General features: G+C 58.8%; 14 protein-coding genes. 6 read left to right on the top strand and 8 right to left on the bottom strand.

Annotated elements, in window-relative coordinates:
* Positions 1 to 83: 83 nt before the first annotated feature.
* Both BN3796_RS11870 and BN3796_RS11865 read right to left on the bottom strand, forming a co-directional pair.
* Complete coding sequence (locus BN3796_RS11870; protein ID WP_061708529.1) at positions 84 to 905, bottom strand: N-acetylmuramoyl-L-alanine amidase; 822 nt, start codon at positions 903 to 905, stop codon at positions 84 to 86.
* Positions 902 to 1225, bottom strand: a complete 324-nt coding sequence (locus BN3796_RS11865) for a heavy metal-binding domain-containing protein (protein WP_061708528.1) — start codon at positions 1223 to 1225, stop codon at positions 902 to 904. The genes BN3796_RS11870 and BN3796_RS11865 overlap by 4 nt, the downstream gene beginning before the upstream one ends.
* Positions 1226 to 1342: 117 nt before the next feature.
* On the opposite strand from BN3796_RS11865, the gene BN3796_RS11860 reads away from it, so the two are divergent.
* The 6 genes from BN3796_RS11860 (at position 1343) to artJ (ending at position 5884) form a co-directional block, all read left to right on the top strand.
* Positions 1343 to 1861: a lipoprotein gene (locus BN3796_RS11860; protein ID WP_061708527.1), complete on the top strand. Its 519-nt coding sequence runs from the start codon at positions 1343 to 1345 to the stop codon at positions 1859 to 1861.
* A gap of 225 nt (positions 1862 to 2086) precedes the next feature.
* Positions 2087 to 2815: an arginine ABC transporter ATP-binding protein ArtP gene (gene artP / locus BN3796_RS11855; protein ID WP_061708526.1), complete on the top strand. Its 729-nt coding sequence runs from the start codon at positions 2087 to 2089 to the stop codon at positions 2813 to 2815.
* A gap of 19 nt (positions 2816 to 2834) precedes the next feature.
* A complete protein-coding gene (artI, locus tag BN3796_RS11850) occupies positions 2835 to 3566 on the top strand; it encodes an arginine ABC transporter substrate-binding protein ArtI (RefSeq protein WP_061708525.1) in 732 nt (243 codons plus the stop codon).
* A 6-nt stretch (positions 3567 to 3572) separates the two neighbouring features.
* Positions 3573 to 4289, top strand: a complete 717-nt coding sequence (artQ, locus tag BN3796_RS11845; RefSeq protein WP_061708524.1) for an arginine ABC transporter permease ArtQ — start codon at positions 3573 to 3575, stop codon at positions 4287 to 4289.
* Entirely contained in the window at positions 4289 to 4957 is a 669-nt protein-coding gene (gene artM / locus BN3796_RS11840) for an arginine ABC transporter permease ArtM (protein WP_061708523.1), read from the top strand. Before artQ ends, artM begins: the two co-directional genes overlap by 1 nt.
* A gap of 195 nt (positions 4958 to 5152) precedes the next feature.
* Positions 5153 to 5884, top strand: coding sequence for an arginine ABC transporter substrate-binding protein ArtJ (gene artJ / locus BN3796_RS11835; protein ID WP_061708522.1), 732 nt, complete (start codon positions 5153 to 5155; stop codon positions 5882 to 5884).
* Between the two features lie 73 nt (positions 5885 to 5957).
* Here the strand turns inward: artJ and BN3796_RS11830 are convergent, their stop codons facing one another.
* The 6 genes from BN3796_RS11830 to potH all read right to left on the bottom strand — a co-directional run bounded on the left by BN3796_RS11830 (position 5958) and on the right by potH (position 11769).
* On the bottom strand, positions 5958 to 7418 hold the full coding sequence (locus tag BN3796_RS11830) for a sensor histidine kinase (RefSeq protein WP_061708521.1): 1461 nt from the start codon (positions 7416 to 7418) through the stop codon (positions 5958 to 5960).
* Positions 7405 to 8112 carry a response regulator transcription factor gene (locus BN3796_RS11825; protein ID WP_061708520.1) on the bottom strand — a complete coding sequence of 236 codons (708 nt, stop codon included), beginning with the start codon at positions 8110 to 8112 and terminating at the stop codon, positions 7405 to 7407. The genes BN3796_RS11830 and BN3796_RS11825 overlap by 14 nt, the downstream gene beginning before the upstream one ends.
* 156 nt (positions 8113 to 8268) lie before the next feature.
* Entirely contained in the window at positions 8269 to 9399 is a 1131-nt protein-coding gene (gene rlmC / locus BN3796_RS11820) for a 23S rRNA (uracil(747)-C(5))-methyltransferase RlmC (RefSeq protein WP_061708519.1), read from the bottom strand.
* A gap of 40 nt (positions 9400 to 9439) precedes the next feature.
* On the bottom strand, positions 9440 to 9937 hold the full coding sequence (locus BN3796_RS11815; RefSeq protein ID WP_148381788.1) for a YbjO family protein: 498 nt from the start codon (positions 9935 to 9937) through the stop codon (positions 9440 to 9442).
* Between the two features lie 42 nt (positions 9938 to 9979).
* A complete protein-coding gene (potI, locus tag BN3796_RS11810; RefSeq protein WP_061708517.1) occupies positions 9980 to 10825 on the bottom strand; it encodes a putrescine ABC transporter permease PotI in 846 nt (281 codons plus the stop codon).
* The gene (gene potH / locus BN3796_RS11805; protein WP_061708516.1) at positions 10822 to 11769 is read right to left on the bottom strand and encodes a putrescine ABC transporter permease PotH; all 948 of its coding nucleotides are present in this window, start codon (positions 11767 to 11769) and stop codon (positions 10822 to 10824) included. The genes potI and potH overlap by 4 nt, the downstream gene beginning before the upstream one ends.
* Positions 11770 to 11773: the final 4 nt, after the last annotated feature.

The raw sequence follows: 11773 nt of genomic DNA, 5'->3' as shown, positions 1-11773 counted from the left end.
ATTCACTTTGAACTTAAGATTAATCTCAAAAAATTACGCTGCGTAAGTAATTAATCAGGAGTAGTACCAGAGGGTTACTCCTCTCAATATTTTTCCAGCAACGCTTCGATAATTGCCATTGTTTCTTTATCAGAAACGCCTGAATATAAATCGGGACGGAAATGCATTTGAAACGCGCTTATTATTCGGCTCTTTTCTTTATCTGTGGCCCCCTGGGGGACTTCATAGCCGTAGCGGGCAAGCAGCCCCAGCAGCACCTCGCGATCGACCGGCTGATGAGGCGGCTGGCCGTTAAGATAAAAAGCGACCCGCGCCGGATCGGGCCAGGCGCCAATGCCCTGCTGCGCCAGCTCGCGCCACGGAAAGAGCGGGCCGGGATCCTCTTTACGCTGCGGGGCGATATCCGCGTGGGCGACGACATTCTGCGGCTGAATGTCGTAGCGGGCGATAATATCCTTCGCCAGGGGGATAAGAGCGGCAATCTGCGCAGGTTCAAACGGCGCGAAATATTTTACCCCGCCCGCCTTTTGCCAGCCGCGGTTTTCCAGCTCGATGCCAACGGAAGTGTCGTTAATGCGGTTTGTGCCGCGCCAGAAGCTGACGCCCGCGTGCCATGCCAGCTCGTTCTCCGGCACCAGCTGCCAGATGCGCGGCTTGCCGTCCGGCGCGGGGGGCTTCGCCGGAATCAGATAGTGCGAGCTGACCTGCTTCGCGGTGAGGGTGGCGAGCGAGCTGTCGAAATCGTCGGCGGTGTAGTGGATCACCAGCACCTTGACGCGCGGATAGGCCGCCTGCGCCTGATGGCGGGTATCCAGCTCGTAGGCGCCGCGATCGACAATGCCTTTTTCCGCCGCGCACCCTGCCAGCAGCAGGGCCAGCGCCAGCGGGAGGAGGGAGCGCCTCATCGCGCCGTTTTCACCGCCGTGCCGCTGACGCTCACCATCAGCATACTGCCCTCTTTCCCTACGGTCTCATAGTCGATATCAATGCCGACCACCGCATTGGCGCCCAGCGCCCTCGCCTGTTCGCTCAGCTCGCGAAAAGCGATTTCACGCGCCTTGCGCAGCTCTTTCTCATAGGCGCCCGAACGGCCGCCAACGATGTCGCGGATCCCGGCAAAAAAGTCGCGGAAAATGTTCGCTCCGAGAATCGCTTCGCCCGTCACGACGCCGCAATACTCGACAATCGACTGCCCTTCCAGCGTAGGCGTTGTGGAAAGTTGCATGTTTGGCTCCTTCTTTAGCGTTCAATGCGTTAGCGAATTATTACACACTCACATTATCGGATCGTTGCGCTATGATTGAAAGGAAAGTTACGTCCTGTACTTAATAAGGAAATCCCCATGCACTTAAAAAGTTTGACGGTTTTAGTGCCTTGCGCGCTGCTGCTCAGTGCCTGTACCACCCAGGTCGATCCGGCCTTTAAGGATATCGGCACCCGCAGCGGCCCCTGTGTGCAGGGCGGTCCCGACTCCGTGGCGCAACAGTTTTATGACTACCGCATGCAGCATAACAGCACCGACCTGACGGCGCTGCGTCCTTACCTGAGCGACAAGCTCGCCGCCCAGCTTGATGAGGCGATGCGCGATCCGGAGAAACGCGTGCTGCTTCAGTCCGACCCGTTCTCCAGCCGCACCACCCCGCCTGACAGCGCCGTGGTGGCCAGCGCCTCAACAATTCCGAATACCGACGCGCGCAACATTCCGCTGCGCGTAACGCTGACTCAGGGCAGCCAGCGCTGGCAGGATGAGGTGCTGATGATCCGCGAAGGGCAGTGCTGGGCCGTTGACGACGTGCGTTACCTTGGCGGCAGCGTCCATGCTCCCGCCGGCACGCTGCGCCAGTCCATTGAGGACCGTTAATTTCCCGCCGCAGAATAGTTAACCCCGTAAAATGTCCGGCATTTCTTAAGGAATGCCGACATTTATTCTCGCCGCCAATGCCTTCCCCTATTTTGTGCTATTTTTAGGGTAGAATGCGGGTTATATTTAACTTTTAACGCATAAATATTGCATAACTATTCTGTCGACGGTACTATCTGCGGCCTCAATTGCTATAGATTGCCTGGATGAGTAAAGACTGCCCCGATGAGTATTCAACTAAACGGCATTAACTGCTTTTACGGCGCACACCAGGCGCTGTTCGACATTACGCTGCACTGCCCCGAGGGCGAAACGCTGGTTCTGCTCGGCCCAAGCGGGGCAGGCAAAAGTTCTCTGCTGCGCGTGCTTAACCTGCTTGAAATGCCGCGCTCCGGCACCCTGGAGATTGCGGGCAATCACTTTGATTTTGCGAAAACCCCTTCCGATAAAGCGATTCGCGATCTGCGCCGCAACGTCGGGATGGTCTTCCAGCAGTACAACCTCTGGCCGCACCTGACCGTGCTGCAAAACCTGATTGAAGCGCCGTGCCGCGTGCTCGGTTTAAGCAAAGATCAGGCGATGGCGCGCGCCGACAAGCTGCTGGAGCGCCTGCGTCTGAAGCCCTACAGCGATCGCTACCCGCTGCACCTTTCCGGCGGCCAGCAGCAGCGCGTGGCGATTGCCCGCGCGCTGATGATGGAGCCTGCGGTGCTGCTGTTTGACGAACCGACCGCCGCGCTGGACCCGGAGATCACCGCCCAGATCGTCAGCATTATCCGCGAACTGGCGCAGACCAATATCACCCAAGTTATCGTGACCCACGAGGTGGAAGTGGCGCGTAAAACCGCCAGCCGCGTGGTCTATATGGAAAATGGTCATATCGTCGAACAAGGGGACGCCAGCTGCTTTAGCGATCCGCAGACCGACGCCTTTAAACACTATTTATCTCACTGATGTGTTAGGGAAAAAGAGAATGAAAAAAGTACTGATAGCCGCACTGCTCGCCAGCGTCAGCCTTTCCGCTACCGCAGCCCAGACGATTCGCTTCGCCACCGAAGCCTCCTACCCTCCGTTTGAGTCCATCGACGCCAACAACAAGATTGTCGGCTTTGACGTGGATCTGGCGAACGCCCTCTGTAAAGAGATCGACGCGACCTGCACCTTCAGCAACCAGTCGTTCGACAGCCTGATCCCAAGCCTCAAGTTCCGCCGCGTTGACGCGGTGATGGCGGGCATGGATATCACGCCGGAGCGTGAAAAACAGGTGCTCTTCACCACCCCGTACTATGACAACTCCGCGCTGTTCGTCGGGCAGAAAGGCAAATATGCCTCTGTTGACCTGCTGAAAGGCAAAAAAGTGGGCGTGCAGAACGGCACAACTCACCAGAAGTTCATTATGGATAAGCATCCGGAAATCAATACCGTGCCGTATGACAGCTACCAGAACGCGAAGCTGGATCTGCAAAATGGCCGTATCGACGCGGTCTTTGGGGATACCGCCGTGGTGACCGAGTGGCTGAAGGCCAACGACAAGCTCGCCGCCGTGGGCGATAAAGTGACCGATAAAGATTACTTCGGCACCGGGCTGGGTATCGCCGTTCGTCAGGGCAACACCGAGCTGCAGCAGAAGTTTAACGCTGCGCTGGAAAAAGCGAAGAAAGACGGCACCTACGAAACCATCTATAACAAATGGTTCCAGAAGTAATTCCTGATGAATGAAATTTTTCCTTTAGCAAGCGCCGCCGGGATGACCGTCGGCCTTGCCGTTTGCGCGCTTATCATCGGGCTGGCGCTGGCCATGTTCTTTGCGGTGTGGGAGTCGGTAAAATGGCGCCCCATCGCCTGGACAGGCTCGGCGCTGGTGACGATCCTGCGCGGGCTGCCGGAAATTCTGGTGGTCCTCTTTATCTATTTCGGTTCTTCACAGCTGCTGCTCACGCTGTCGGACGGCTTTACGATCAACCTCGGCTTTGCGCAGATCCCGGTGCAGATGCAGATTGAGAACTTTGACGTCAGCCCGTTCCTCTGCGGCGTGATCGCCCTTTCGCTGCTCTACGCCGCCTACGCCTCGCAAACCCTGCGCGGCGCGCTGAAAGCGGTACCGCAGGGGCAGTGGGAGTCGGGCCAGGCGCTGGGTCTGTCGAAAACCGCCATCTTCTTCCGTCTGGTGATGCCGCAGATGTGGCGTCATGCCCTGCCGGGGCTGGGCAACCAGTGGCTGGTGCTGCTGAAAGATACCGCGCTGGTGAGCCTGATAAGCGTTAACGATTTAATGTTGCAGACCAAAAGTATCGCCACCCGTACCCAGGAGCCGTTTAACTGGTACATCATTGCCGCGGCTATCTATCTGGTGATTACCCTGGTCAGTCAGTACATCCTTAAGCGTATTGACCTGCGCGCGACGCGTTTTGAGCGGAGACCGGGCTGATGCTTGAGTATTTACCTGAACTGATGAAAGGGCTGCACACCAGCCTGACGCTCACCGTGGCGTCTATTATCGTGGCGCTTATCCTGGCGCTGATCTTCACCATCATCCTGACGCTCAAAACGCCGGTGCTGGCGTGGATTGTGCGCGGCTATATCACCCTGTTCACCGGTACGCCGCTGCTGGTGCAGATCTTTTTGATCTATTACGGGCCGGGCCAGTTCCCGCGGCTTCAGGAGTACCCGGTGCTCTGGCACCTGCTCTCCGAGCCGTGGCTCTGCGCGCTGCTCGCCCTGTCGCTGAACAGCGCCGCTTATACCACGCAGCTCTTCTACGGGGCGATTCGCGCCATTCCGGCAGGCCAGTGGCAGTCGTGCGGCGCGCTGGGGATGAGCAAAAAAGATACCCTGGCGATCCTCCTGCCCTACGCCTTTAAGCGCGCGCTCTCCTCCTATTCCAACGAGGTGGTGCTGGTGTTCAAGAGCACCTCGCTCGCCTACACCATTACGCTGATGGAGGTGATGGGCCACGGACAGCTGCTCTATGGCCGCACCTATGATGTGATGGTCTTTGGCGCGGCGGGGGTGATTTATCTGGTGGTTAACGGCCTGCTGACGCTGCTGATGCGCCTGATTGAACGCAAGGCGTTAGCGTTCGAGCGCAGAAACTAACGTAAAGCGCTTCGCCATCCGGCAAGAAGTGCATAAATCTCACTTATCGAAACGGGTAACCATCTGGTTTACCCGTTTTTTTTATTATGAAGATAATATTTAATCATTTTTATTGCATACAAATTCAATCAGTGGCATTGTAGCTTCATGCCGCAGAGACGGTGCTGAAAAAGTTAGACAGACGGGAGCTTCAAGATGAAAAAGGTAATACTGGCCGCACTGCTGGCTACATTCGCCGCTGGCGCATCCGCCGCGGATAAGATCAACTTCGGCGTCTCCGCCACCTATCCGCCGTTCGAATCCCTCGACGCCAGCAACCAGATTGTCGGTTTTGATATCGATCTGGCAAAGGCGCTCTGCAAGCAGATGCAGGCAGAATGTACCTTCACCAATCACGCCTTCGACAGCCTGATCCCCGCCCTCAAATTTAAGAAATATGACGCGGTGATTTCAGGGATGGATATTACGCCGGAGCGCAGCAAGCAGGTCGCCTTTACCGAGCCCTACTACGCCAACTCCGCGGTGGTGATTGCCAAAAAAGATACCTGGAAAAGCTTCGCCGATCTGAAAGGCAAACGCATCGGCATGGAGAACGGCACCACGCACCAGAAATACCTGCAGGATAAACATCCTGAGGTGAAAACCGTGGCCTATGACAGCTACCAGAATGCGATTATCGATCTGAAAAATGGCCGTATCGATGGCGTGTTCGGCGATACCGCCGTGGTAAACGAGTGGCTGAAAACCAACCCGCAGCTGGGGACCGCCACCGATAAAGTGACCGACCCGCACTATTTCGGCACCGGTCTTGGTATCGCGGTGCGCCCGGATAACAAAGCGCTGCTGGAGAAGCTGAACGGCGCCCTGAAGGCGATTAAAGCTGACGGCACGTATCAGAAAATCAGCGACCAGTGGTTCCCTGAGTAACCGTTCTTTGCCGGGTGGTCTGGCCTGCGGGGGTGGTCTGCAGGCCGGATTAGCGCAGCGCCATCCGGCACTTCTACAGCGGTACAAAGAAGCGAAAACGCGCTCCGCTTACCGAATCCATCAGCCTGATCCCGCCGCCGTGCAGCTCCAGCATCCTTTTGACGATAAGCAGCCCTAATCCTCCCCGATTCTCCCGCGATGCCTGCGGATTTAACACAGAAGGACGCTGAAAGAGATCGTCGCGTAGCGCGGCGTCCACGCCCGTTCCGCTATCCGCCACCTCAACCTGCAGCTGTGCGTTCTCCTGCCACACCGTCAGACGGATCTCCCCGCCTACAGGGGTATGGCGTATGGCGTTATCCAGCAAATTCGTCATTACGCGCTCAATCATCGACACATCGGCGTTCACCAGCGGCAGCGGCCCGGGCACGTCAATATGCAGATTCAGCTCGCGCGTGCGGGCCGTTAGCTCAAACTTCTGCGCCACGTCGGAAACCAGCTCGCCCATCGCGAAGCGCTCCCGCTGCGGCTTAATCCCGCCATACTCCAGCCGCGCCAGCTCAAAGAGCTGCTGCGAGAGATGACGTACTTTCTGCCCCTGACGCATCGCCGTGGCAAGATAGTGCTGCTGCTCCTGCGGCGTCAGGCTGGTTGCCTTCAGGGAGAGCGTCTCCAGATAGCCCAGCAGGGAGGTGAGCGGCGTGCGCAGATCGTGAGAGAGCGTGGCGATAAACTCCCGGCGCTGGCGATCGCTGTCGGCAAGCTGATCCCACTGGGTCGCGATCTTGCGCGCCAGCCCGATAAAGGTGTTCCGCAGCTGCGCCACCTCATTACCGTCAGCAGGCTGCAACGGCTGCGCCGCCAGCGCTTTGATGGCGGTGATGTTCTCCTGCCCCGCCACTTCGGCGGTGAGTTGCTTCACCGGGCGCGTGACCCAGTACCAGGCCAGTAATCCCGCCAGCAGGCCAAAGAGCGCCACCAGCAGCAGCGACCAGAGCGCCGTACTCCAGAGCGCCTGGCGCCAGGCCATCGCCGCCAGCGCGTTGGACTCCTCCCCCTGCAAAATAATATAGAGGTAGCCTTTCAGCACCCCCTCCTGACGCAGCGGCGTGGCGCTGAACACTTTCTGATGCTGGCTGCGGGGATCGTCGCCCAGCACCGGCATCGGCGCCCCGCCGAGAAATGCCTGCACCGGCGCAATGGCAATTTTCTGACGCTGGATATGGCCCGGCGGCGCGCCATCGGCCAGCAGGTCGCCGTCGGGGGAGATGACGTACAGCTCAACGCTCGGGTTAAAGGTCATCAGCCGGTCAAAGAGCGGCCTCAGCGTGCGGCGGTCGACATTGCCCCGGGCGTCGAGGATCGGCTCGTGCCGGGCAATCTGCTGCGCCAGCCCGCCGGAGAGACGCTGCACCATCGCGTTGCCATACTGTGTGCTGGCCCAGAGCTGTACGGCGCAGGCGACCGCCGCGCAGAGCATCAGCAGCAGAATAAAGAGCAGCGTCAGGCGCTGCCCAAGGCTAAACCGCCGCATCCGGGTTTATCTCCGCAAATTTGTAGCCTTTTCCCCAGACGGTACGGATGATCTCCGGCTCTGCCGCCTCTTTCTCAATCTTGATGCGCAGACGGTTGATGTGGGTATTAACAGTGTGTTCGTAACCTTCATGCTGATAGCCCCACACCTGCTCCAGCAGCGCCAGGCGCGAAAAAACCTGCCCGGGATGACGGGCGAAAAACCAGAGCAGTTCGAACTCGCGCGGCGTGAGATCGACCTCCTGCCCGTGCAGGCGAACGCTGCGGGTCAGCGGGTCGAGCACCATGCCGTGGGCATGAATTTGTTCACCGCTTTGCGCCTGCGCCATCGCCTGCTGGCGCCGAAACAGCGCCCGGATGCGCGCAATCAGCTCCTGGACGGAGAAGGGTTTTGCCAGATAGTCATCGGCGCCGTTTTCCAGCCCGGTAATCCGGTCGGTTTCACTGCTGCGGGCGCTGATGATAATCACCGGCAGGTAGCGGGTTTGTTGACGGATGCGGCGGCAAATCTCCAGTCCGTCCACCCCCGGCAGCATCAAATCGAGAATGGCGGCATCCCAGAGCCGCTCTTCAAGGCAGGCGATCGCCTGCGCCCCGTCCGCCACATGGGTAATGGCGTAGCCTTCATCTTCTAAATTCAGACGCAGCAGCGCGGCGATGTCGCTGTCATCTTCCACCAGCAGGATCTGCTTCATCGGTAAACCTTTGGTCAGTTCTGATGGCTTAAGCTTACCTGATTTCACAGGGGGGAAGAGTTCACATTTTGTTGAACATTATGCGGCGGCTTCGCCTTACCCGGCCTGCTCCAGATCGCAGGCCCGGTAAGCGCAGCGCCACCGGGCACTACGCGGTTAACCGTTTTTAACCAACAGCGTCAACACTTCGTAATGGGCGGTGTGCGGGAACATATCGAAAAGCTGAACGCGGGCGATGCGGTAGTTCGCCAGGCTGGCGATATCTTTTGCCATCGTCTGCGCGTTGCAGCTGGAGTAGATAATAAACTGCGGCGCCATCTGGCTCAGATAGTCGCAGAGCACTTCCCCGATGCCGCGGCGTGGCGGGTTGACCAGCACCAGATCCGGCACGCTCTCCTGCGCGGTGGCAAAACGAGTTGAATCCAGCGCCTGGAAGTGCAGATTCGTCAGCCCCAGTTCGGCGGCGGAGCGCGTCGCGCAGGCGATCGCCTCGGCGGAGATCTCTATGCCGGTCAGCCGCATATCGGGGGTGGCGCAGTGCAGGCCAAAACCGCCGACGCCGCAGAAGAGATCCCACATATGGCGGACAGGGAGCGGGCGCACCCAGTCGCGGGCGGTGGCGTACAGGGCGCTGGCCACCGTCGGGTTGGTCTGAAAGAAGCTTTTCGGGCGGATCCAGAGCGGCACGTTGTTAAACCGCTCCGCCAGCACCTCATCCGCCGTCAGGTAGATCTCCTGCTCCCCTTCCATAATGGCCATATGCACCGGCTGAATATTCGCCGTAATCACCTTCAGCTGCGGCAGCTGCTGTCGCAGCCAGGGCAGCGCCGCGCGCAGCTGGGCGAGCTTGCTCTCCGAGCGCAGCACAAAGCGCAGCATCATGCCGCCGTCGAGCTGGCTTTCAGTGAGCAGCAGGTATTTCAGTTCGCCGCGTCGGCGCTCGATGTTATAGGGCGTTAAGCCCGCGCGGGCGATAAAGGGCTTCAGCGCGGCAAAGACGGGAGCAAACGAGGCGGGATAGAGCGGACACGCTGTTAAATCCTGCGGGGTGCCGTCGCGGTGGCGCATCCCCAGCAGCGGTTTTTCGACGCTGCCGCTGACCACCATTTTTGCTTTATTACGAAAGCCCTGCTCCGGCCCGCTGACGGGTGCGCACCACTCCCCCACCGCATGCCCGGCAAGCAGCTGGCGGAGGTCGGCCATTTTGGCGTCAAGCTGTCGGGGAACCGGCTCTTCAATCCACTGGCAGGATCGGCAAAGCCCGGCGTCATAGAGTGCGCACTGCATAGAAAAACCTTAAGGATAACGAGGGCTGCGATTATACACATTATTGCAGGCGGAAGAACCGTCGGCTGGCGGCGGGAACAAACAGCAGGAAGAGCACCAGCATGTCGGGCAATTTTTGCATTACCAGCGAGTGGAAGATTTCCCCCTTTGTTTCGCCCGCAATGCTGAACAGCTCAGGATAGCCATAGCCCAGCGAGGCGGCCCAGAGATAGCCGGTCGCGACAATCTGGGTCAGCAGGTAGATCCAGCGCGCCCAGCTCTTCCCTTTTACCAGCGAAAAGGCGCAGTAGATCTCGGTAAATACCAACATCAGGCTGGCGAAAAAAACCAGCGTCAGACTCCAGGTCTGCACGCTGCGGTGAACAAACTCATTGACGCCGCGCACGCCGAGCAGGTTAAAGATCATCAGCAGGTCGAGGCAGCGAATTAAAATAATGGCGAGCGCCGCCACCTGCACCAGAGCAGGAACGTTCAGACGAGCATGCGAATAGCTGGTTTTCGTTAAAAATCCCACTGTTTTTGCTTCCCTGAAAAACAGTGCCGCGACGGGCGCGGCACATCACCGGGAATTTTAGATGCTTCAGCCGCGTCTTGCACGCTGGATATCGCGTATCCGCTGCTTTTCCGCGCGCGCCATCAGATACCAGGCAATAAATCCGACAATTCCCACCACGCCAAGAATAATAGACGCCAGGGCGTTAATCTCCGGGTTGACCCCCATACGCACGCTGGAGAAGACCAGCATCGGCAGCGTGGTCGCCCCCGGACCGGAGACGAAGCTCGCGATCACCAGATCGTCCAGCGAGAGGGTAAACGCCAGCAGCCAGCCCGACACCACCGCCGGCATAATCATCGGCAGGGTGATGACAAAAAAGACCTTCAGCGGCGTCGCCCCCAGATCCATCGCCGCCTCTTCGATGGAGCGGTCCAGCTCCCGCAGGCGCGAGGAGATAACCACCGCCACGTAGGCGGTACAGAAGGTAACGTGCGCCAGCCAGATAGTGAGCATGCCGCGGTCCGCCGGCCATCCGATGGCGTGGGCCAGGGCGACAAACAGCAGCAGCAGCGACAGGCCGGTGATCACATCCGGCATAACCAGCGGCGCGGTGATCATAAAGGCGAAGCCGTTAGCGCCGCGAAAGCGCCCGAAGCGTACCATTACCACCGCCGCGATGGTGCCGAGGATCGCCGCCATCGTGGCGGCGCAGGCGGCGATGGTCAGGCTTAAGCCTACAGCGCTCATCATCGCCTCATCGCGAAACAGCTCGCCGTACCAGCGGGTGGACCACCCCGCCCAGACCGTCACCAGCTTTGAGCTGTTGAAGGAGTAGATCACCAGCATCAGCATCGGCGCATAGAGAAAGGTAAAGCCGAGCACCAGAATAAGAGTGCGCCACGGGGAGCGCACAACCGGCAGATTGTTCATCCCTGTTCCCCCGTCTGTTTTTGCTGATGTTTATGGAACCACATGATCGGCACAATCAGCAGCAGCAGCATGACAATGGCCACCGCCGAGGCGACCGGCCAGTCGCGGTTATTAAAGAACTCCTGCCATAGCACGCGGCCAATCATAATGCTGTCCGGCCCGCCGAGCAGTTCCGGAATAACAAACTCCCCCACCGCCGGAATAAAGACCAGCATCGACCCGGCAATAATGCCCCCTTTCGTGAGCGGCACAATCACGCTGAAAAAGGTTTTCAGCGGCCTGGCGCCCAGATCCAGCGACGCCTCCACCAGCGAGTAGTCGATACGCGTCAGGGCGGTGTAGATGGGCAGCACCATAAACGGCAGATAGGCGTAGACGATGCCGATATAGACCGCCAGATTGGTGTGCAGAATAGTCAGTGGCTGGTCGATTACGCCGAGCCAGAGCAGAAAGTTGTTGAGCACGCCGTTGTTTTTCAGGATCCCCATCCAGGCATAGACGCGGATCAGAAACGAGGTCCACGAGGGGAGGATCACCAGCAGCAGCAGAATGTTGCGCGTCGACGACTTGCTGTGCGCCACCGCCCAGGCGAGCGGATAGCCCAGCAGCAGGCAGCAGATGGTCGAGATCGCCGCCACCTGCAGCGACTGCAGGTAGGCCTCCGCATAGAGCGGATCATCGGTTAGCTGTAGAAAATTCCCGAGGTTGAGCGTAATGGAGAGCTGCCCGTCAGCCCACTCCATCAGGTCGGTGTAAGGCGGGATTGCCCGCGCCATCTCCGCGAGGCTTATCTTAAAGACAATTAAAAAGGGCAATAAAAAGAGCAGGATCAGCCAGAGGTAAGGCATGGCGATCACCAGCTTGCGCCCGTGCGCCATCTGCAGGTGGGCAAGCCAGCGGGAAAAGCCGCCCGGCGCGCGGGCTGGCGGTTCAGGTTTACTCATGGCC

Origin of the sequence: Pseudenterobacter timonensis (assembly GCF_900021175.1) — a bacterium.
GTDB lineage: Bacteria > Pseudomonadota > Gammaproteobacteria > Enterobacterales > Enterobacteriaceae > Enterobacter > Enterobacter timonensis.
The sequence above is the reverse complement of the archived record's forward strand: the minus strand, read 5'-3'. Positions and strand labels throughout refer to the sequence as shown.